The organism is Streptomyces cacaoi (assembly GCF_006539165.1).
Taxonomy (GTDB): domain Bacteria; phylum Actinomycetota; class Actinomycetes; order Streptomycetales; family Streptomycetaceae; genus Streptomyces; species Streptomyces cacaoi.
In genome coordinates this window covers 144,066-164,594 of record NZ_BJMM01000011.1, presented here as the reverse complement: position 1 = coordinate 164,594, position 20,529 = coordinate 144,066, and the positions used below count along the sequence as shown (strand labels likewise).

Annotated in this window: 16 protein-coding genes; 4 read left to right on the top strand and 12 right to left on the bottom strand. The window is 73.2% G+C overall.

Annotated features, from left to right (window positions below; all coding sequences use genetic code 11):
• Positions 1–180: 180 nt before the first annotated feature.
• Entirely contained in the window at positions 181–513 is a 333-nt protein-coding gene (locus SCA03_RS13720; protein WP_030892883.1) for an antibiotic biosynthesis monooxygenase family protein, read from the bottom strand.
• A gap of 275 nt (positions 514–788) precedes the next feature.
• Here SCA03_RS13720 and SCA03_RS13715 point away from each other — a divergent pair, with 275 nt between their 5' ends.
• Positions 789–2,909, top strand: a complete 2,121-nt coding sequence (locus tag SCA03_RS13715; RefSeq protein WP_086817955.1) for a bifunctional glycosyltransferase 87/phosphatase PAP2 family protein — start codon at positions 789–791, stop codon at positions 2,907–2,909.
• On the opposite strand, the gene SCA03_RS13710 is transcribed toward SCA03_RS13715, so the two are convergent.
• Entirely contained in the window at positions 2,830–3,240 is a 411-nt protein-coding gene (locus tag SCA03_RS13710) for a DUF2000 domain-containing protein (RefSeq protein WP_030882534.1), read from the bottom strand. The genes SCA03_RS13715 and SCA03_RS13710 overlap by 80 nt on opposite strands.
• Before the next feature lie 81 nt (positions 3,241–3,321).
• Between SCA03_RS13710 and SCA03_RS13705 the strand changes: the two genes are divergently transcribed.
• Positions 3,322–4,188, top strand: a complete 867-nt coding sequence (locus SCA03_RS13705; RefSeq protein ID WP_051856650.1) for an AraC family transcriptional regulator — start codon at positions 3,322–3,324, stop codon at positions 4,186–4,188.
• A gap of 21 nt (positions 4,189–4,209) precedes the next feature.
• Here SCA03_RS13705 and SCA03_RS13700 read toward each other — a convergent pair whose 3' ends face one another.
• Positions 4,210–5,448 carry a cytochrome P450 gene (locus tag SCA03_RS13700; RefSeq protein WP_030882531.1) on the bottom strand — a complete coding sequence of 413 codons (1,239 nt, stop codon included), beginning with the start codon at positions 5,446–5,448 and terminating at the stop codon, positions 4,210–4,212.
• A 273-nt stretch (positions 5,449–5,721) separates the two neighbouring features.
• Here SCA03_RS13700 and SCA03_RS13695 point away from each other — a divergent pair, with 273 nt between their 5' ends.
• On the top strand, positions 5,722–6,891 hold the full coding sequence (locus SCA03_RS13695) for a steroid 3-ketoacyl-CoA thiolase (protein WP_030882529.1): 1,170 nt from the start codon (positions 5,722–5,724) through the stop codon (positions 6,889–6,891).
• Between the two features lie 46 nt (positions 6,892–6,937).
• On the opposite strand, the gene SCA03_RS13690 is transcribed toward SCA03_RS13695, so the two are convergent.
• Complete coding sequence (locus SCA03_RS13690) at positions 6,938–7,549, bottom strand: response regulator transcription factor (RefSeq protein WP_030892893.1); 612 nt, start codon at positions 7,547–7,549, stop codon at positions 6,938–6,940.
• A 484-nt stretch (positions 7,550–8,033) separates the two neighbouring features.
• Between SCA03_RS13690 and SCA03_RS13685 the strand changes: the two genes are divergently transcribed.
• Complete coding sequence (locus SCA03_RS13685) at positions 8,034–8,735, top strand: DedA family protein (RefSeq protein WP_078873295.1); 702 nt, start codon at positions 8,034–8,036, stop codon at positions 8,733–8,735.
• Positions 8,736–8,757: 22 nt separating this feature from the next.
• On the opposite strand, the gene SCA03_RS13680 is transcribed toward SCA03_RS13685, so the two are convergent.
• From SCA03_RS13680 to SCA03_RS13645, 8 genes are all read right to left on the bottom strand, one after another.
• The gene (locus SCA03_RS13680; protein ID WP_086817954.1) at positions 8,758–9,465 is read right to left on the bottom strand and encodes a maleylpyruvate isomerase family mycothiol-dependent enzyme; all 708 of its coding nucleotides are present in this window, start codon (positions 9,463–9,465) and stop codon (positions 8,758–8,760) included.
• 109 nt (positions 9,466–9,574) lie between these two features.
• Positions 9,575–10,141, bottom strand: a complete 567-nt coding sequence (locus SCA03_RS13675; protein WP_030882520.1) for a TetR/AcrR family transcriptional regulator — start codon at positions 10,139–10,141, stop codon at positions 9,575–9,577.
• A gap of 717 nt (positions 10,142–10,858) precedes the next feature.
• Positions 10,859–11,689 (bottom strand): ECF transporter S component, encoded by an 831-nt coding sequence (locus tag SCA03_RS13670; RefSeq protein WP_371863932.1) that lies wholly within the window; start codon positions 11,687–11,689, stop codon positions 10,859–10,861.
• Between the two features lie 170 nt (positions 11,690–11,859).
• Positions 11,860–13,869: an ABC transporter ATP-binding protein gene (locus tag SCA03_RS13665; protein WP_141275395.1), complete on the bottom strand. Its 2,010-nt coding sequence runs from the start codon at positions 13,867–13,869 to the stop codon at positions 11,860–11,862.
• Positions 13,866–15,260 (bottom strand): energy-coupling factor transporter transmembrane component T, encoded by a 1,395-nt coding sequence (locus tag SCA03_RS13660; protein ID WP_230988655.1) that lies wholly within the window; start codon positions 15,258–15,260, stop codon positions 13,866–13,868. Before SCA03_RS13660 ends, SCA03_RS13665 begins: the two co-directional genes overlap by 4 nt.
• Before the next feature lie 356 nt (positions 15,261–15,616).
• On the bottom strand, positions 15,617–16,543 hold the full coding sequence (locus tag SCA03_RS13655) for an SCO2322 family protein (protein ID WP_141275394.1): 927 nt from the start codon (positions 16,541–16,543) through the stop codon (positions 15,617–15,619).
• 806 nt (positions 16,544–17,349) lie between these two features.
• Entirely contained in the window at positions 17,350–18,759 is a 1,410-nt protein-coding gene (locus SCA03_RS13650; RefSeq protein WP_086815587.1) for an SCO2321 family membrane protein, read from the bottom strand.
• Positions 18,760–19,303: 544 nt separating this feature from the next.
• Positions 19,304–20,458 (bottom strand): Strvi_7410 family MBL fold metallo-hydrolase, encoded by a 1,155-nt coding sequence (locus tag SCA03_RS13645; RefSeq protein WP_086815591.1) that lies wholly within the window; start codon positions 20,456–20,458, stop codon positions 19,304–19,306.
• Positions 20,459–20,529 lie beyond the last annotated feature (71 nt).

Below are 20,529 nucleotides of genomic sequence, written 5' to 3'. Positions count from 1 at the left end.
CTGCGACAGCTGAGCGAGTTTTCCGCGTTCAGCCCGACTGCGTCATCCGCGTCATCCGCGTGAGTACCCGGCGCGGAGGAGAGGGCCGGCGCCCCGCGGCGGAGTCCACCGAGAGTCCACCGGAGTCCACGGGGCCCGGCCCGGGTGCTGAAGGGGCGCCGCCGGGCGTCGCCCCTTCGGTCACTTCTTGGGAGCGGCCTGCTGGACGACCTCGAACGACCAGGTCTCCGAGCCCGTCGCCGCCGGACGCGGCCGCTCGCCGTCACCGCTGTCCTGGCCGCCGCGCTGGTGGGCCTGCTTCATCGGGCCCTCCATCCACGCCTGGAAGTCCTCCTCGCTGCGCCAGCGCGTGTACACGAGGTACCGGTCGGTGCCCTCCAGGGGGCGCAGCAGCTCGAACCATTCGAAACCGTCGGAGCCCTCGACCGCGCCCGCGCGGGAGGCGAAGCGCTCCTCCAGGGTCGCGCGCTGCTCCTCCGGCACGGTCAGGGCGTTGATCTTCACGATGCTCATGCGGCCATCCTGCCGCAGCGTCCGCCGGAGGCCGGGGCCGGGCCGCCGGAGTACGCCGAGGTCAAAAGCTTGTCCTAATCTTCGGGTGGTGCGGACAGGTAGCGAGTAGGTTTCTTGCGTCTGACCTCCCGGGTCACCACCCGGAACACGACGGGACCTTGGACGACGACGGAAGGCAACGGGGCGTGGCGGCGGAATCGGCGGCGAATGCGGTGAAGGCGCCGGACGGGGGCGGAGCGCGGAGCCTCCTTCACCTACGGGACCCGCGCGGAAGGATGCTTCTGGCGGCGCTGTGGCTGCTCGCTCTCGCGCTGGCCGTGCGGCAGGCGACGGCGGTGCTGCGCACCCCGCAGGACGAGCGGCTCGTCGACCTGTTCTCCTGGACGGGGGCGGACGGCCCGCTGCGGCTGGGCGATTCCCTCTACGAGGGCCGGCACGCCTTCACCGGCACGCCGTTCGCCGGGATGGTGCTCCGGCCGCTCTCCAGCGCCGCGGCCCAAGGGCTCGGCGTCGTATGGACCTTCGGCACGATGCTGCTCGTCGCCGCCGTGGGCGTGGTCGCCGTCCGTGCCCTTCCCGGGCCCGTCACCCGGCGCACCACGGTGTTCGCCGTGCCCGTCGCGCTCAGTCTGCTGGCCGTCTCCATCCCGGTGCGCAACACCTTCCACCTGGGGCAGACCAGTGTCCTGCCGGTCCTGCTCGTGCTGGTGGGCTGGCTGCTCGCCGCCGAACGGGGCCGCACCGGCGGGGTGTTGATCGGGCTGGCCGCCGCACTCCAGCCGGCCGTCGTGCTGTTCCTGCCGGTGCTGTGGTTCACCGGACGCCGGCGGGCGGCGCTCACCGGCGGCGGCACGTTCCTCGCCTGCTCGCTGGCCGCCTGGGCGGTGCTGCCCGACGCCTCGTGGGCCTACTGGGTGCACCACGTCGCCGGTACGGGCCTGGGCGATCCGGCGGATGCCGTCGCCAACCAGTCGCTGCACGGCGCACTGCTGCGTGCCGGGCTGCACGGGCCGCTGGAAGTGGTGCTGCTGCTGGCCCTGATCGTGGCTGTCGCGTCGCTCGCCGTCCGCCGGGCGGTGCGCTACATGCGGGACGGTCAGCTGCTGCTGGCCGCCGCCGTCACCGGCTGCGCCGTCGTCGCCGTCTCGCCCACCGCCTGGCAGCACCAGCAGCTGTGGGTGCTGCTCGCCGTCGCCGGCCGCGTCGGCAGGCGCACCGGCGACCGGCTGGTGTGGCCGGTGTTCGTGACGCTCGTGATGACGCTGGACGCCGACGCGCTCGTGCCCAAGATCGCGGCCTTCGGCGCGCTCGGTGAGAACGCGGTCCTGCTCGCCGCTCTGCTGGCCGCCTGCGTCATGCCGTTCCTCTCCCGCACCGCGGACACCTGGGACCGGCCACAGCCCTCGGGGCCGCTCAGCCGCCCCAATCTGATGCTGGAGCTGCTGCTCATCCGCGTCGGCTACTGGGCCTACTCCTATGTGCGCGGAAACGCCCCGGACTCGCGCAGTCTGGCCGAGGGACACGGCGACCAGATCCTCGGCCTGGAGACCTTCCTCCACATCGACATCGAGCACAGTCTCAACAAGCTCGCCGCACACACCGGCTGGCTGCGCGACTTCTGCGACTTCTACTACACGACCTTCCACTTCCTGGTGCCCATCGCCCTGCTGGGCTGGCTGTACGTGCGGCGCGCCCCGCACTACCGGCTGGCGCGCACCGCGCTGAGCTTCGCGACGCTGCTGGGCCTGCTCGGCTTCTGGTTCTATCCGCTGGCACCGCCGCGGCTGATGCCGTCCGCCGGTTTCATCGACACCGCGCACGGCCCGCAGGACCTGTCCAAGCCGGACTTCGGCGCCCTGACGGAGCTGTCCAACCAGTACGCCGCCATGCCGTCGCTGCACGTGGGCTGGTCGCTGTGGTGCGCGGTCGTCGTCTTCCAGATGACCCGCAACCACTGGCTGCGCGCCCTGGGCGCGCTCTACCCGGCGCTGACGACCTTCGTGGTGATGTCCACGGCCAACCACTATCTGCTGGACGCGGTGGGCGGCGTCCTGGTCGTCACCGCCGGGTTCGCCGCCGCACGGGGACTGGCACAGCTGCGTGAGCGCACGCGTTCCGCACCGGCCGACGGGACGCCGCAGTCCGCCGCCGAGCAGGAACAGCTGCCCGAGAAAGCACAGATGCGCGGGGACACCGGGCTCAACGGGAAGGGCACGGACGAGAAGCAGAGCGCGGAGGACTCCGAAAAATCCGAGGACTCCGAGGGCGCCGAGGACGGTGGGGACGCCGGGGGCGGGGCGGCGGCTGCCGGTGCGGTCAGCGGTGCAGCTTCAGGCCCTTCGTCGTCCGGTCCACCGCGTTCCGCGGACCGTACAGCGCCAGCCCGGCAAGAGTGAGCTTCTCGGCGTCGACCGAGCGGACAGCGGCGCGGTTGTCGGCGTCGTTGTCCGAGGCGAACAGCTCGTCGGTGTAGACGGCGGTGGCCAGTCCGCGCCGCAGGGCCCGTTCGTGGACGGTGGCCAGCCCCGGCCCGTCGGCGGTGAAGCACAGCACGGGCTCGCGGAACATCGGCAGATAGCGGTTGCCGGAGCCGTCCTCGTAGGGCTCGCCGACGATGTCGCCGGTGGCGTGGGCGATGCCCGAGGACAGGAAGGCGGTCACGTTCAGCTTCTGCCAGTCGGCCAGGTCGGAGCGGACGATCACGGCGATCTTCGTGGGGAAGCGCATACCGGCAGCCTGCCCGGCGGCCCGGCGGGCGGTCTTGAACGCTCGTGCGGCGCCCGCGTGCGCCGGTGGCAGACTGTCGGCATGACGGCACCGCACCGCACCCCCGCGCGCACCGGGCGGGACGGCACTGCCGACTGGGTGCGGTACTGGCGCGCCGACGGCCGCCCCATGGAGGCGATGCGGGCACACTTCACCGGCCATGTCTTCCACCGGCACAGCCACGACGCCTACTCCTTCGCTGTGACGGAGTCCGGCGCGCAGCGCTTCGTGTGCCGGGGCGCACGCCACGTCAGCGGCGCCGGCATGGTGATGGCCTTCAACCCCGACGACCCGCACGACGGGGAGGCCGCCGCCGAGGACGGCTTCACCTACCGCATCGTCCATCTCGGCCCGGACCTGGTGCGCTCCGTCCTCACCGACGCGCTCGGCCGCACGGCGCCCATGCCGCTGTTCCCGCACCCGGTGCGCGAGGACCCGCTGCTGCGGCAGGCGTTGCTGCGGCTGCACGCCGCGCTGGCCGGCGGCGCGGCCGCGGACGCGCTGGTGCAGGACGAGCGGCTGACCGAGGCGGTCCTGGCCATGGTGCGGCGCGGCGCTCGCACCCCCGGGCCGGCCGCGGCGCCCCGGGCCGGCTCGGCGGCCGTGCGCCGTGCGCGTGCGCTGCTGGAGGAGCAGTGGGCGCAGGAGGTGCCGGCGGAGCGGCTGGCCGAAGCGGCCGGGTGCAGCCGCTACGCCCTCTACCGAGCCTTCCGCACCGAACTGGGCTTCCCGCCCAGCGACTTCCAGCGTCAGCTGCGGCTGCGTGCGGCCCGGCGCATGCTGCGGCAGGGCGCGAGCGCGGCCGAGGCGGCAGCTGTGTGCGGCTTCGCCGACCAGGCACATCTGCACCGCTGGTTCGTCCGCTGCTACGGGATGACGCCCGGCGCCTACGCGTGCGGGCGCCTCTGACCGGCCGGCCCGCTTCCCGCGTCAGCTGTAGACGACGCGCAGTTCCTTGATGCCGTTGATCCAGGCGGAGCGCAGCCGGCGCGGCGGCGGGCCTTCGAGCCGGATGTCGGGCAGCAGATCGGCGAGGGCCTGGAAGATCAGGTCGATCTCCAGGACGGCGAGGCTTTTGCCCAGACAGAAGTGCGGTCCTCCGCCGCCGAAGCCCAGATGCGGGTTGGGATCGCGGGTGATGTCGAAGGTGCCGGGGTTGTCGAAGACCTCCGGGTCGTTGTTGGCGGAGGAGTAGAACAGCCCCACCCGCTCGCCCGCCCTGATCCGTACGCCGCCCAGTTCGGTGTCCTGGGTCGTGGTGCGCTGGAAGGAGATGATCGGGGTGGCCCACCGCACGATTTCCTCCGCAGCTGTGGCGGGACGTTCCCGCTTGTACAGCTCCCACTGTTCGGGGTGGGTGAGGAAGGCGTGCATGCCGTGGCTGATGGCGTTGCGGGTGGTCTCGTTGCCGGCGACGGCCAGCAGGATGACGAAGAACCCGAACTCGTCCGAGCTGAGGTTCCCTTCGCCCTCGGCCGCGACCAGCCGGCTGACGATGTCCTGGGCGGGGCACTTCTTGCGCTCCTCGGCCATCGTCATCGCGTAGCTGATCAGTTCGGCCGCCGACTGGGTCCCGATCTCCTGGGTGATGGCGTACTCGGGATCGTCGTAGGCCACCATCTTGTTCGACCAGTCGAAGATGCGGGTGCGGTCCTCCTGCGGGACGCCGATGAGTTCGGCGATGGCCTGGAGGGGCAGTTCGACGGCGATGTCGGTGACGAAGTCGCCGCTGCCCGCGGCGCGGGCGCGCTCCACGATGCGGTGGGCGCGGTCGCGCAGCGCCGATTTCAGCGCCCGCACGGCACGCGGGGTGAAGCCGCGCTGCACGATGGAGCGGACCCGGGTGTGCTCGGGCGGGTCCATGTTCAGCATGATCAGCTTCTGGATGTCGATCTGTTCGCGCTGCATGTGGTCGGCGAACCGGATGATGGCCGTGTTCACGTTCGAGGAGTACACGTCGGGGTGGGTGGAGACCTCCTTGACGTCCGCGTGCCGGGTCACCACCCAGTAGCCCTCGTCGTCGAATCCGGCGACACCGCGCGGCTGCGCGTTCCACCACACGGGCGCGGTACGGCGCAGCTGGGCGAACTCGGGGACGGGGACGCGCTGTGCGTAGACGTCCGGGTCGGTGAAGTCGAAGCCTTCGGGCAGCGCGGGGCAGGAGGACATCGGCAGCTCCACTCCATGTCCGGCGGCGGACCGCAGGGTTGCCCGGCGGAGAACGGTCGCTCCCCACCCCTGACGGCCCCTCAGATCGCCCTGAAGGTAGTAACGGGTTCTACAACTAGCAAGAGGCATGCCCCAGTTGTCGCGGTCTCGCCGCGCTCCGGGCTCATGCACGCCCCTTGCCATGCCCGTGCGGGCTTCCGGAGACTGGTGGCATAACTAGAACGCGTACTAGTTGGACTCGCCCCGCGCTGCTGGGGCCGGAGAGGACGACTCATGGCCGCCGAACCCGTCATCGTCGAAGCAGTACGCACCCCCATCGGCAAGCGCCAGGGCGCGCTCGCGAACCTCCACCCCGCCTACCTGCTCGGAGAGGCATACCGCGAACTCCTCGGCCGCACCGGCCTCAACGCCGACTGCGTCGAACAGATCGTCGGCGGCACCGTCACACACGCCGGCGAACAGTCGATGAACCCCGCCCGCACCGCCTGGCTCACCATGGGGCTTCCCTACGAGACCGCCGCCACCACGGTCGACTGCCAGTGCGGCTCGTCGCAGCAGGCCAACCACATGGTCGCCAACATGATCAGCGGCGGCGTCATCGACATCGGCATCGGCTGCGGCGTCGAAGCCATGTCCCGCATCCCGCTGGGCAGCGGCTCCAAGCACGGGCCGGGCAAGCCCTTCCCCGACGAGTCCCACGTCGACCTGCCCAACCAGTTCGAAGCCGCCGAGCGCATCGCCCGCCACCGCGGACTCACCCGCGAACGCGTCGACGCACTCGGACTGCTCTCCCAGGAGCGCGCCGCGGCCGCCTGGGCCGAAGAACGCTTCAAGCGGGAGATCTTCGCCGTCCAGGTCCCCACCACCGAGGACGAACAGGCCGCAGGACAGGGCATGTGGCGGCACGTCGAACGGGACGAGTGCGTCCGCGACACCTCCATGGAGGCCCTCGCCGCGCTCAAACCCGTCCTGCCTGCCGCCCTGCACACCGCGGGCACCTCCTCCTCCATCTCGGACGGCGCCTCCGCCGTGCTGTGGGCGTCCAAGCGCATGGCCCGGGCTCTCAAACTCCGGCCCCGCGCCCGCATCGTCGCCCAGGCCCTCGTCGGCTGCGACCCGCACTTCCACCTCGACGGGCCCGTCGACGCCACCCGCACCGTGCTCGGCAAGGCCGGCATGACGCTGAAGGACATCGACCTCGTCGAGATCAACGAAGCCTTCGCCTCCGTCGTCCTGTCCTGGGCGCAGGTCTTCGACCAGGACCTGTCCAAGGTCAACGTCAACGGCGGAGCCATCGCCCTGGGGCACCCCGTCGGCGCCACCGGGGCCCGGCTCATCACCACCGCTCTGCACGAACTGGAGCGCGCCGACAAGGAGTTCGCCCTCATCACCATGTGCGCCGGCGGCGCCCTCTCGACCGCGACGATCCTCCAGCGGCTGTGAACCCCCGGAACAGGCCGGTCAGGCGAACGGACGGAGGCGGGCCCGCTCAGGCGTCCAGATAGCGCAGGACCGCCAGCACACGACGGCTGTAGCCCGCCTCCGACGGCAGATGCAGCTTGGTGAAGACGGCGTTGACGTACTTCTCCACGGCGCTGAGCGACAGATGCAGCCGCTCGGCGATCGCCGCATTGGTGTGCCCCCGCGCCATCGCCGCCAGCACATCGTGCTCCCGAGGCGTGAGCGACTCCGTCAGCAGCCGGCGCACCACCTCCGGATCGAGCGCCGTACCGCCGCCCGCCACCCGCTCCAGCGCGTCCAGGAACTCCCCGACCTGCGCGACACGGTCCTTCAACAGATACCCCACCCCGCCCTCCGGCGAGGACAACAGCTCGGCGGCGTAACGGCGTTCGACGTACTGGGACAGCACCAGCACGCCCGTACCCGGCTGCGCGGCCCGGATCGCCAGCGCCGCGTGCAGCCCCTCATCGGTGTGCGTCGGGGGCATCCGCACATCCACCACCGCCACATCCGGCGGCTCCTCGCGCACGGCCGCAACCAGCGCCTCACCGTCCCCCACCGAGGCCGTCACCTCGTGCCCCTCGTCCGCCAGCAGCCGGGCGAGCCCCTCGCGCAGCAGTGTCGAATCGTCGGCGAGCATCACCCGCACGGCAGCTCCCTGCGGACGGGGAGGCCCGCCCGGGCACGGCGGACGGCGCCCGCGGCCCGGGGCGCAGGGCCGTGCCCTGCGGACCGCCGGCAGCCGACGGAGGGGACGAAAGAGGACCTGCTGAAGCAGCTGTGCACGCGGTCACGCTAGCCGTCGCCGCACGCCGCCGGTACTGCGGAAAACCTCACAGCCGCCGCGGAAATCACCATGACCACAGCTGTCGCGGAAGGCACCCCGCCACAGCTGCCGTCGGAGGCATCACAGCAGAGCCAGGAAACGCGCGGGCCCGGTCCGAGCGGTGGATCCCTCCGGCGGGAGAACTCCACCAGCTGCGTGCGCAGAGTCCGCGAACCCTCCGCAGCCGCACGCCACGCGACCACCTGACGTCCACAGCTGTACGCGGAGAGCCGCGGGCCAGGGGGCGTGGGCGCCACTCGGTGCGCACCTGCTTTTACTGTTGTTTTACCGTTGACCCATGAATGCGAGCGCTGCTTCCGCCCCCGCTCTCCCGGTCGCCTCCGGCGGCTCCGAGAGCGCCGAACTGGGCGGTGTCGCCGGGTGGGCCGCCGGGCTCATGGAATCGCTCGGCGCGATCGGCGCCGGGCTCGCCATCGCCCTGGAGAACCTCTTCCCGCCGCTGCCCAGCGAAGTGATCCTGCCGCTGGCCGGCTTCACCGCGTCACAGGGACGGCTCGACCTGATCGCCGTCCTGGCGTGGACCACCGCCGGATCCGTCGTCGGCGCGCTCGCCCTCTACGCCGTCGGCGCCCTGCTCGGCCGGGACCGCACCATCGCGCTCGCGCAGCGCATACCCCTGGTCAAAACGGAAGACATCGAAAAGACCGAGGCATGGTTCGCCAAGCACGGCACCAAAGCAGTCTTCTTCGGTCGCATGGTGCCGATCTTCCGGAGCATGATCTCCGTCCCCGCCGGCGTCGAACGCATGCGGCTGCCCGTCTTCCTCGGCCTGACGACCGCCGGCAGCCTGATCTGGAACTGCCTGTTCGTCCTGGCCGGTTACGGCCTCGGAGCACGCTGGCAGCAGGTCACCGACCTCGTCTCCGTCTACTCCAAGGCCGTACTCGCCGCGGTGGCGCTCGCACTCGCCGTCTTCCTCGCCCTCCGGCTGACCCGCGGCACCGGCACCCGGCGCGCCGGACGGCGTCGCCGCAGATGAACCCGCCCGCGAACCCGCCCGGTCAGGGCCGGTCGCGGCGCGGCGGATGCGGCGGCCACGGGCCCAGCTGCGGGAGACCGCGGGGCGCGTCCGGCACCGTGGGCGGCACCCGCCCGGCCAGCCAGGCCGCCAGATCGCGGACGCCACCGGTCACCGCCGTCCGCGGCTCACCCGTGGTCCAGCGGCGGTCGACATCCTCGGCCAGCAGCACCGTGTCCGCCGGGAGCCGGACCAGAAGGAAATCGACCGCGTGCGCGGCCAGTTCGGCCGGCCAGTCGGCAGGCCCCGCACCCAGCGCGAGATCCACCATGTGGATCCACACCTCGCGCCAGCGCGCATACACCGTGGTGCCGATGTCCCCGTCGCGGAAGGTCACCCGCCGCCCCCACGCGTCCTGCGCGGCGACCTCCTTCCACACGGACTCCAACGCCGCGCACTCACGCGCCAGTTCGGCCCGGTGCGTGGCCGCGTCCCGGGACGCGTTCGCCTCGATGATCGCGTCCCGCTCGGCCTGCCCGCCGTCGTAGGTGTCCACCAGCTCGTCACACAGGGCATGGCGGGCCAGACGCGCGAACATACGGGCGTTGTCGGTCAGATGGGCGAGGACATGCCCCCGCGACCACCCCGGCAGCGCCGAATCGCCGCTCACCTGCGCGTCGTCGAGACCGTCGAGAAGTGACAGAAGCGCGACGTGCGCCTCACCGACCGCTGTCAGAGGTGCTGGCTGCATGGCCGACCATGCTAGACCGCGTGTTCGAGCCTGCGGGAAGCGGGCGGATGACGCCCGTGCACCCTCGGCGCGGCGCGCGCCCCCGGCACGCCGGACGTTCCCACCGCCGTCACGGTGCGGCGGCTCCTATCAGCGTCTCCGCTGCCGCCCGCGCCTGCCGCGCCGGTGCGGGGGTGCCCGTCACAGCCGCCGCGCTCATGGCGCCGTCGACCAGCACCGCCAACTGGTCGGCGAGCCGGTCCGCCCCGGACGCCCCCGTCTCGTCGGCCAGCCGCCCCAGATACCCCCGGACCACGGCCTTGTGCTCACGCACCACACGCGCCACCCCCGGCGACTTCGCGCCCAGCTCCCCGTACGCGTTGAGAAAGGCGCAGCCACGGAAGCCGGGGTCGTCGAACCAGTCGTACAGCCAGTCGAAGACGGCCAGGACCCGCTCCGTCGAGCCGACCTGGGCGGCCACCCGCTTCTCCAGCTCGGTACGCGCCCACTCGTCGCGGCGCCTCAGATACGCCTCGATGAGCGCGCCCTTCGACGGGAAACACCGGTAGATCTGCTTCAACGGAACGCCCGAGACGTCCCGGATCCGATCCATCCCCACGGACTGTATGCCGTGGGCGTAGAACAAAGCGTCGGCGGCGTCGAGCACCCGGGACTCGATGGTCACTTCGTTGTCCATGCTCTTCTGCTCTCCCCCGGGCCCTGGTCTCCGGGCCCTGTCCACGGGCCTTTCCCCAGCCCCTTGAGAACCACCGTTCTCCAGGGTACGCTCCTCCCATCGGCGAGAACGCGCGTTCTCGCCGGCCCGTCGGTGCCGTAGGGGGGAGCATCGGCGGACACGGGGGAACGGAGGCCCGCAGCATGGTGAAGCGCAGAGCGACACCGGGGACACACACTCGGGGGAGTGCAGGGCGAGACCTGCTCGTCGTGTTCCCGCTCATCGCCGACTGCGATGCTGCGGTCTCCGCCGCCTCGCCTATGGGACGTGCGCCCCGCCCCGAGGAGATACCCGGACCATCCGGTCTGCCCGGGACGCCCGGGATACCTCAAGTCCTCGGCATACCCGGCTAGACCGCTGGGAGCTCCGCCCCGCCAGCCCTTCCCCGGGCCTGTCCGCCGGGGTACTCGACCGGCACTCTGCGCAGCTTGTGCCTGTGCCCGGCTTGTGCCTGGTCCGTGCCTGTGCGATCGGTGGGGCGCGCTGGATCGGCTGCGCTGCCCGTAACTCCACCCCGGATCGGCTCAGTTGACTCCGCTTCCGGCCGGCTCGGTCGGTTCGGTCAGTTTGGTCGGCCTGGTCGCTTGGTCGACCTGGTCCGGTTCGGTCGACTTGGTCGGCTTGGTCGACTTCCCTGGCTGTCCCGGCTTCCGCACTGCGCGTCTGTGCCGAGGGGCGTCAGCGCTCCTGCGGTGCGCTGTTCCCCGGCGACGTGCTCGGGGTTCCGCCGAGTCGCTCGACAGGGCCCGGCGCCGCAAAGGCAGGGGAGGAGTCGAACGCCGCGCGTCGAGTCGCCCTCCGCAGCGCCCGGAGGACGACCCCACCGAGCGTGAGCGTCAGGACGACCGTGAGCAGCGCGCGAGGCACATCCCAGCCGAGGGAAGTGGCGAGCACGTAGGCGAGAAAGCGGGACAGGTTCTCGCCTACAGGATCACCCGGAACGAACGAGATGCCCGAGCCCAGGCCCGCGATGTAGGGCCAGCCCTGCAAGTTCATGACCAGGCCGTACAGCAGCGCCGATACGGCCCCGTAGACGGCGAGGAGGAACAGCTCACGCCGGCCGCGCAGCGTGGCCTGCCCCGGCAGCAGTCCGGCACCCATCGACACCCAGCCCATCGTGAGCATCTGGAACGGCAACCACGGCCCCACCCCACCGGTGAGGAGGGCACCCGCGAACATGGAGACGGCACCCAGCACGAAACCGAAGCCGGGCCCCAGCACCCGGCCCGAGAGCACCATCAGGAAGAACATCGGCTCCAGGCCCGCCGTGCCGGCACCCAGCGGGCGCAGGGCGGCACCGGCGGCGGCCAGCACACCGAGCATGGCCACGGCCTTGGCATCGAGACCCGTATCGGCGACGGTCGCCACCGCCACCGCGAGCAGCAGAGGAAGGAGAGCGGCGAACAGCCACGGGGCGTCCTGCGAATGTGCGAGCCCCGACGCCTCGTCGGCCAGCAGGGGCCAGCCGAACGCGGCGATTCCACTGAGACTCGTCAGTACCAGGGCCACGAGCGATCTCGGACCGAGACGCACCGCGCGCACGGCCCGGGCGTTCCGCCCCGTCCGGCTGGTGCGAGGCGTCCGAGTCCCTCTGCGCGCCCGGTCGTCCCGAGGCGTCGCCGTCGGCTGCGGGGAGTCGGCGGGCCTCTCGGTCTGCTCGTGCGAGTCGTGCGACGTACTCACGGGTGCTCCCCGGGGCGGGCGGCGTCGGCACCCTGCCGGCCCGAGGCGCTGGTGCCGGGTGCGCCGGAAAGCGCTCGACGGACCTGGCCCACCGTCAACCACGGCTGCGGAGCGAGGACTTTGGAGACCTGCGGCGCGTACGCGGGAGAGGACGTGACCACCTCGTCGGTGGGCCCGTCGGCGACGAGTTCGCCCTGGGCGAGGATCACCACGCGGTGGGCGAGATCGGCGACGAGTTCGACGTCGTGCGTGGCGAGGAGAATGGCGTGCCCGTCCAGCGCCAACTCCCGCAGCAGGGAGACCAGTCGGGCCTTGGCCGCGTAGTCGAGGCCGCGGGTGGGCTCGTCCAGCAGAAGAAGGGGAGGCCGGGCGGTGAGCACGATCGCCAGTGCGAGGGCCAGCCGTTGGCCCTCGGAGAGATCGCGGGGGTGAGTGGTGTCCGGGATATCCGGCAGTAGCCGCGCCACGAGAGCGCGACAGGTTCCGGGAGCGGCACCGGCGTCGCTGTCGGCGGACGCGCACTCGCCGGCCACGGTGTTCGCATAGAGGAGATCGCGCGGCTCCTGCGGCACCAGGCCGACGTGGCGCAGCAGTTCGGCCGGGCGGGCGCGGTGCGGCGTCAGCTCGCCTATCGACACCTGACCGGACGTGGGCCGGTGCATACCGACAAGGCTGCTCAGCAGAGTCGACTTGCCCGCACCGTTACGGCCCATGAGCGCGACGGCCTCGCCCGGGTGCAGAGCCAGCGATACCTCGTACAGCGCGGTCGCCCGTCCCCGGACCAAGGTGAGCCGCGACACCTGGGCGAGGGGGGAGGAGGCGGAGGAGGAGGGAGGGGTGGGGAGGGGGGAGGGGGCCCCACCCCCCGGTCCCGAAACCCCGGCCAGCCGCTCCCTCAGTGGGCCCGACCTGCGGCGGGCGTCGCGTACGGACAGGGGGAGCGGGTGCCAGCCGGCGAGCTGGCCCAGTTCGACGACCGGGGGCCGCACGGGGGAGACGGCGAGGAGTTCGGCCGGGTCCCCGAGTGTTGCTCCTGTGGGGGCCTCGGTGTGGGTGTCAGGGGGTGTGGCGTCCGGGCCCGAGGTGTCCAGGCGAGCGGCGTCCGGCTCAGGGGCGTCGAGGAGGTCGGCGCGCGGGCGGGTGGCGTCCGGGCCGCCGCCCCCGGGCCCATCGGCGCGGAGGGGATCAGCGTCCGGGCCCGGGGTGTCCCGGTGTGCGGCCGTCGGCCCGCTGGCGCTGCGGGCAACGGTCCCGGGGGCGTCCGGGGTGGCGGTTGCAGCGGTGTTCGGGGTGGCGGTGTTCGGGTGTGTGGTGGTGGGGAGGGGGGTGTCGGTGGGTGCGGGGGTGGTCGGGGGGTGGGGGAGGAGCAGGAGTTGGTCGGCGTATTGGACGACGCGTTCCAGGCGGTGTTCGGCCATCAGGACGGTGGTGCCGAGGTCGTGGACGAGGCGTTGCAGTACGGCGAGGACTTCTTCGGCGGCGGGTGGGTCGAGGGCCGAGGTGGGTTCGTCGAGGACGAGGACGCGGGGGTGTGCGGTGAGTACCGAGCCGATGGCGACGCGCTGTTGCTGGCCTCCGGAGAGGGTGGCGATGGGCCGGTCGCGCAGTTCGTTGAGGCCGAGGAGGTCGAGGGTCTCTTCCACGCGTCGCCGCATGGTGCCGGGTGGGAGGCCGAGCGATTCCATGCCGTAGGCGAGTTCGTCCTCGACGGTGTCGGTGACGAAGTGGGCGAGCGGGTCCTGGCCGACGGTGCCGACGACGTCGGCGAGGTCGCGGGGTTTGTGGGTGCGGGTGTCGCGTCCGGCGACGGTGACGCGGCCGTGCAGGGTGCCGCCGGTGAAGTGCGGTACGAGGCCGGAGACGGTGCCGAGGAGGGTTGATTTCCCGGCGCCGCTGGGGCCGACGAGCAGGCACAGTTCGCCTTCGGGGATCGTCGCGTCGACGGTCGGCAGGGCGGGGCCGGAGGCGTCCTCGTAGGAGACGGTGGCGTGCTCGAAGGTGATCACTTGCGGGGCTCCTGGTGGTGGTGCGGTCCCTGCTCGTCCGGAGCGGTCTGGCCGTGCTGTGCGGCGGGTGTGGCGGGCTTCCCCTGTGCGGTGTGGTCGTCGTGGCCGGGGCGCTCGCGGTGCGCGGTGTGGTCGTCGGGTGCCGGGCGGCGGGGCCGGACCGTGCGGGTGGTGCGGGCCGAGCCGGGGCCTGGCGGGCCGGGTTCTTCGTCTTCCGGGCCTGCGCTGGCTTCTTCGTCGTCCGGGCCGGGGGCGGTCCCTTCGTTCTTCGGGGCGGTTCCGGGTGCGGCCGGGCCGGTGGCCGGTGCGGGGGCGAGGACGGCGGGGAGCAGGCCCAGCAGGACGGCGGCGGCCGGCCACAGCGGCAGTCGGGGTGCGGTGAGCGGGACGGCGGGCGGGTGCAGGGCCGTGGGGGAGGCGTCGGAGGCGAGGATCATGACGGTGGCGACGGCGGCCCCGGAGAGGGTGACGAGCCAGGCGCGCGGGCCCCAGCGGTCGGGGCGGTAGCGGGTGCGGGCGGTGCGGCGTCCGCCCAGCCGGAGCCCGGCGAGGGCGAGGACCACCCCGGTGAGCAGTACCGGCAGGCCGAACCCGGCGCCCTGTGCGGCGAGCAGTCCGTAGGTGCCGGCGCAGACGCACAGGAGGCCGCCGAGGGTGAGGGCGGTCGTGGTGTGCCGTACGGCGCGGGTGACCTGCGCGGTGCGGCCGTAGCCGCGTGCGTCCATGGCGGCGGCGAGGGCGACGGAGCGTTCCAGCGCGCCTTCCAGTACGGGGAGTCCGACCTGGACGAGTCCGCGCAGGCCGCGGTCGGGGCGGCCGCGCAGGCGGCGGGCGGCGCGCAGTCTGCGGACATCGGCGACGAGGTTGGGGGCGAACGTCATGGCGACGACGACGGCGACACCGGCCTCGTAGAGGGCTCCCGGCAGGGATTTGAGGAGTCGGGCGGGGTTGGCGAGGGCGTTGGCGGCGCCGACGCAGATCAGCAGGGTGGCGAGCTTCAGCCCGTCGTACAGCGCGAACACCATGCCTTCGGCGGTGACGCGGCCTCCGACGCGTACGCCCTTCGCCCTGTCGGGCAGCGGTACTTCGGGGAGGTCGGCCAGCACATGGCTGCCCGGGATGGGGGAGCCGAGGAAGAAGGCGAACACCAGCCGGATGGCCAGGACCAGCAGTCCCAGCTTGAGGAAGGCGCCGTAGGAGCGTGCCCAGGGGGCGTCGGTGCGGCGGACCGCGACGACGTATCCGGCGACGACGATCAGCAGGGCGAGCAGCAGCGGGTTGGTGGTGCGGGAGGCGGCGGTGGCCAGGCCGAGTGCCCACAGCCACCAGGCGCCCGGGTGCAGGGCCGTGCTGCGGGTCGCGTAGGGCACCCGGTCGCGGAGGCGGTTCAGGGTTCCGTTTCCGGGGCGGTGCCGGGGCCCGTTGCGGGGAGGGTTGGCGGGCCGTCCGCCTCGGAGGCGGTCGGTGGTCGCGCGTCGCGAAGAGTGTGTCCGCCGTGCGCGGCCGGGGGCGCCTCGGGGGGCTGTGGCCACGTGGTGGTCGGTGGGGTCTTCGCGGTCGGTGGTCCGTCGGCGGCCGGTGGTTCCGTTTCCGGGGCGGGGCGCGTCCTGGTGTTGCGTGGCGGTGTCCGGGCGGTCGTCGGTGGCGGCCGGGTCGGGTGTCGATGGTGTGGGGTGAACCGGCGTGTCCGGCAGGGGTGTTCCGGTCGGCCGGGGAGAGGGGCCGGGGGAGTGGGGGCGGCGCATGGTCAGCGCTTCCGGCGGCGTGCCTGCCACAGGGCTGCCGCGCCGAGTACGGCGACGCCGGCGATGCCTGCCGTCAGGCCCAGCCCGCCGGACATGCCGCCGGTGTCCTTGTCGCCGGTGTCCTTGCCGCTGTTGCCGTCGGCGGCTGCGTCGTCGTGCCCGCCGGAGGAGGTGTCGTCGCCGTCGCTCTTCCCGCTGCTCCGCTCGCCGCAGCCCTTGGCGGGGTAGCCGTCGATGGCGCACAGCAGGGAGTCCGTGTTGTAGCGCAGGGGTTCGGCGACGGCGGCGAGGGTTTCGGCGGCCGAGGCGCGGGTGTCGACCCGGGCGCAGGCGGTGCGCGGCTGGGGAGGCGCGCCGGAGGTGCCGGCGGGGGCGTCGCGGGTGGTGCCGTAGTCGATGCGGAGGGCGACGCGTTTGCTGCCGGGCTTCTCGGCCCTGTCGGCGCAGGCGTCGTCGAAGCGGACCGTGCCGCGGGGTTCGGGGGCGTCGCCGGAGTCCTCGCTCACGGCGAAGCGGAAGCCGAGGGTGTCGCCGTCCTCGGGCCGCTGGGTCGCGGGGCCCTCGGTGGCGTACGCCCAGGAGCCGTTCTTCTTCTGCTGCCAGAACGACCAGTACCGGTATCCGTCGGCTGCCGTGGCCGCCGCCTGGCGTGCGGCGGTCGCCCGGGCCGGTGCGCCCTGTGCGCGGGTGTGCGCGGCCGGTCCGGGAGCGGGGTGCGGAGCGGGATCCGATGCCCACGCCGGTGCCGGTGCCGATGGCGGCCTCGGTGCCGCAGCCGAAGCGGATGCCGCGGCCGGTGCCGGTACGTGATGCGTCTCCGGGGACGGCGCCGAGGCCGAGACCGCGGCCGACTCCGGGGACGCTGCCGAGGCGGGCGCCGTACCGGCCGGGCCGAGCAGGACGACGGCGAGGCCCAGCACTCCGAGCACTCCGAGTCCCGCACGTACTGCCGGAACCCGTCCGGCCCGCAGTCGCAGCCTGCCGGTCGCGGCTGCCGTTCGGCTCTCCGCCACGGGCCCGGTACGGGCGCCCGCCGTCGAGGAGCGCCCCTCGGCCTCGGCCCGAGTCGGCAGCCGGACCGACCGCCGCACCCGCGCCCGCGCCCGCTCTTCGTCTCGCGCCCGCCTTCCGCCCCGCGCGGGCTCGCTGCCCCGCGCCCGCTCTCCGGCCTGCGTCCGCTTTCCGCGCTGTGCCGGTCCCCCGGCCCGCGTCCGCTTCCCTTCCCGCGTCCGTACGCCGTCTCCTACCGGGGCCGCGGATACCGCGCACGCTGCGCGTACCGCGTGCGCCGCCGTGTCGCCTGCCCGCGGCACAGCACCTGTCGCCGGGGGCGTGCGCGCGGCCCGTGCCGCCCGCACCGCTGTCCCGTCCGGCCGCAGTCCGAGGCCGTCCGCGAACGCCCCCGAACCGTCCACGGGCGCCGGACCCACCACCTCTGCCGTCGGACCGTCTGCGCGGGCCGCCGGGCTGTTCCCGGGGGCCGCCGAACCGTCTGCGCGTTCCGCTGGGCCTTTCCCGGGGGCCGTCGAACCGTCCACGCGTGCCGCTGGATCGTCCACGGGCGACGTCGGACCGCTCACGGGTACCGTCGGGCCGTCCACGGGAACCCCGGAACCGTCCACGGACGCCGCCGGACCGACCACGGGTACCGCCGGGCCCTCCGCGGGTGCCCTCACCTCGGTACGCCCCGGCGCGTAGCCGCCTGCTTGGGCCGTCACCTCGGCTCCTCGCCCCCTCACAGCTGCTGCCTCTTGCGCTGGCCGCTGAGGAAGATGCCGATGCCCGCGCCGACGGCGAGGCCGATGAGGATGAAGGCCCAGACGGGGAAGGTGCCGCCGTCGTCCTTGGCGGAGGAGTCCTTGTCGCTGTCGGGCATGTGGGCGGGTGCCGGGCCGCTGGCGGTGAGGCGTTCGAGGAGGTCGGTGCCGCCGAGTTCGGCCGCGTCGTGGCCGGTGGCGCGGGAGGCGAGCATGAGGGCGCTGATGGCCGAGGGGTCGTTCTTGGCCTTGTCCCAGTCGTCGAGGTGGTCGGCCAGCCATTTCAGGGAGGCGTCGGCCTCGGTGCGGTGGCCGCCGGCGGCGAGGGCGATGACGGCGTCGGCGGTGTTGGCGTAGTCGGGCTTCTCCTCGTCGGAGCTGGGTGTCACGACGGTGAAGCGGCCCTTGTCCTTCTCCAGGGTGCGGGCCAGGTAGGCGGCGCCGGCTGCTGCGGCGTCCTTCGGGTCGTCCAGGGCGCTCCTGCCGCCGCTGTCCCGGCCGTCTCCGCTGCCGTTTCCGCCGTCGTCGGTCTTGTCGCCGGTCTTGTCGTCGCTGTTGTCGCCGCCGCCCGTGGAGGCGCACTTGAGGGGGCTGACGGGGATGCTCTTCGCGTCGCGGTCCAGGGGCCGGACGAGGACGCCCTTGCCGAGCGCGGCGAGTGAGGCGGCCGCGGTGGCGTCGTTGTTGGGGGACAGTCGGCCCTTCTTGTCCGGCTGGTAGGCGAAGGCGCCCTGGCCGCCGGGTGCGTCCTCGATGCCCTTGGCTCCGCAGGTGAGCTGGAAGGAGGCCAGCGCATCGTAGGGCGACTTGCCGTTCTTGGTGGTCTTTGCCGGGTTCCGGTCGGCGGCGTCCAGTGCGCCGATGACGAGGGAGGTGGAGTTGGCGTCCGAGTCGGTGCCGGGGCTGTAGCCCCAGCCGCCGTCCTTGTTCTGTACGGAGGCGATCCAGTCGACGGCCTTGCCGACGGTCTCGCTCCGGCCGCCGACGGCGGACAGCGCCTGGACGGCGAGGGTGGTGGCGTTGATGTCGGACGGCGCCTTCGCCGGGTCGCAGGGTTTGCCGGTGTCGGCGCGGTAGGCGGTGAAGGAGCCGTCGGCGCACTGCTGGTCGGTGAGCCAGTCGACGGCCTTCTTGGCGGGGACGGCTCCGGCGCCGTGCAGCGCGAGGAGGGCCATGGACTGGCGCCACACCCCGTCGTACCGGGGGTCGCCGTCGCCGTAGAGGCCCTTGGGCAGGGCGGCGCGTTGCGCGGCTGCCGCGGCCGACGTGGTGCGGGCGGCCGTGTGGGCCGTGCCGTCGGGGGTGGCGGCGGATGCCACGGGGGCGGCTGTCGCGCAGAGCACGGTGGCGGCGGCGAGGGCCGTGACGCGGCGGCGGCGCGGTGACATGGCGGGTGCCTTTCGGTGACGGGTGCGGACCGCAGCCGTGCGCGGCCGCCCCGCCGCGCTCGCGCGACGACGGTGCACCCGGCCCGGCTCCGTAGACCTCGACGGTGCCGGTGCCCGGCTCGCGTGGCACGGCGGGTGTTCGCCGGCGCGGTACGACGGGCCGCGAGCCGGACACGAGAGCCGGCCCCCGGCCGGGTGCTCCGGCTCGCGTCCGGCGCCGGTTCCGGACCGTTCGCGCCCGGTGTGGGTGCGGCGGCACGGACGGCGCACGGGCGCTCACGGTTGCGGGTCAGCGCCGGATTCGCACCGGCTTTCCCCGAACGAGGGCGTCGTGTGTCCGTCGGCCACTGTAGCCGGAGCGTCTCCGGACCCCCGAGGGGCCATCGGACGTAGCACGCATAAGGGATGTACGGGGTGAACAGCCCCAAGGGAACTTTTCGGTACTGCAAGGGAGTTCGAGTGCATATGGTGTGTGGATGGTCACCACCGCGCCGCCGGGTGCCGGGTGCCGGGTGCCGGGTGCCGGGCGGTGTGTGCGTGGCGTTCAGGCCGCCCGGTAGGTGGCGGGGGTCGATCCATGGACCGGTTCGGCGCGGCCCCGGACCAGCAGATGGCGCAGATGGGCCTCCGCCTCGGCCACGGCGATGTTGCGGGAGCCGAACGGGATACGGGCCCAGGGCCGGTTCCAGCTCAGCGCCTCGGTCAGCTCCCACAGGGTGCGCTCGCGCCCGGTCAGCAGGGCGAGCAGTTCGAGCAGCCGCTGCTCGTGGTGGGCGCGCAGCTCGGCGGCGCGGGCGGGGGCGTCGTCGAACGGGTGCTGGTGGGCGGGCAGCACCTGGGCGGGCCGCAGCCGGGCGATCCGGTCGAGGGAGTCGAGGTAGTCGCCGAGCGGGTCGGCGGTCTCGGGGCTGCCGGGTATCTCGTACAGCCCGATGTGCGGGGTGATGCCGGGCAGCAGATGGTCGCCGGAGAACAGCCGGCCGAGTCCGCGCCGGCCGGCCTCCGGGTGTTGTTCCTCCAGGTGCAGGCAGACATGGCCGGGGGTGTGCCCGGGGGTCCAGACGGCGCGCAGCCGGCGCCCGGGCAGGGGCAGCAGTGCGCCGGGTTCGATGTCCAGGTCGGGCACGGCGGCGGTGGAGCCGGGGAGGGTGCGGACGCTGCCGTCGGTGAGGGCCCGGTGCAGGGGCGCGGTGTGGCTCTCGGGGGCGCCGGCCGCGGCCAGTTTCCCGGTGAGGTGGCGCAGCCAGTCCTCGGGCCCGGTGCTGCGGGTGCGGCGGACGACGTCGGTGTCGGCGGGGTGCATGGCGATCCAGGCGCCGGACTCCTCCCGGACCCTGGCGGAGAGCCCGTGGTGGTCGGGGTGGTGGTGGGTGATGAGCACGCCGTGCAGCGCCTGTACGTCCGTGCCGCAGGCGGCCAGCCCGTCGACGAGCGACTGCCAGGAGTCGGGGTCGTCCCAGCCGGTGTCGACGAGGACGGGCCCGGCGTCGGTGTCGATCAGGTGGACGAGGGTGTGGCCGAGCGGGTTGTCCGGGATGGGCACGGGGATGCTCCACACTCCGCCGCCGTGGTCGGTGACGGCCGGCGCCTTCGCCGGTTCCGGGGTGTCCGGGGCGTCCAGGGCGTCCGGGGCATCCGGGGCGCTGCCACCGGCCCCGGGCTCGTGGTGTCCGTCGGGCTCTTCCGGTGCGTTGGTCATGTGGCTCCCCCCCCGGTCCGAGGTGCACGGACCGGCTGTGGTGCCTCCGTGTACCGGCCGGTGGGCCGGGG

Bases quoted from the DNA above. Each gene is read 5' to 3' on its own strand.
- SCA03_RS13720 (WP_030892883.1), bottom strand. From the start codon at position 513: ATGAGCATCGTGAAGATCAACGCCCTGACCGTGCCGGAGGAGCAGCGC.
- SCA03_RS13715 (WP_086817955.1), top strand. From the start codon at position 789: ATGCTTCTGGCGGCGCTGTGGCTGCTCGCTCTCGCGCTGGCCGTGCGG.
- SCA03_RS13710 (WP_030882534.1), bottom strand. From the start codon at position 3,240: ATGCGCTTCCCCACGAAGATCGCCGTGATCGTCCGCTCCGACCTGGCC.
- SCA03_RS13705 (WP_051856650.1), top strand. From the start codon at position 3,322: ATGACGGCACCGCACCGCACCCCCGCGCGCACCGGGCGGGACGGCACT.
- SCA03_RS13700 (WP_030882531.1), bottom strand. From the start codon at position 5,448: ATGTCCTCCTGCCCCGCGCTGCCCGAAGGCTTCGACTTCACCGACCCG.
- SCA03_RS13695 (WP_030882529.1), top strand. From the start codon at position 5,722: ATGGCCGCCGAACCCGTCATCGTCGAAGCAGTACGCACCCCCATCGGC.
- SCA03_RS13690 (WP_030892893.1), bottom strand. From the start codon at position 7,549: ATGCTCGCCGACGATTCGACACTGCTGCGCGAGGGGCTCGCCCGGCTG.
- SCA03_RS13685 (WP_078873295.1), top strand. From the start codon at position 8,034: ATGAATGCGAGCGCTGCTTCCGCCCCCGCTCTCCCGGTCGCCTCCGGC.
- SCA03_RS13680 (WP_086817954.1), bottom strand. From the start codon at position 9,465: ATGCAGCCAGCACCTCTGACAGCGGTCGGTGAGGCGCACGTCGCGCTT.
- SCA03_RS13675 (WP_030882520.1), bottom strand. From the start codon at position 10,141: ATGGACAACGAAGTGACCATCGAGTCCCGGGTGCTCGACGCCGCCGAC.
- SCA03_RS13650 (WP_086815587.1), bottom strand. From the start codon at position 18,759: ATGTCACCGCGCCGCCGCCGCGTCACGGCCCTCGCCGCCGCCACCGTG.
- SCA03_RS13645 (WP_086815591.1), bottom strand. From the start codon at position 20,458: ATGACCAACGCACCGGAAGAGCCCGACGGACACCACGAGCCCGGGGCC.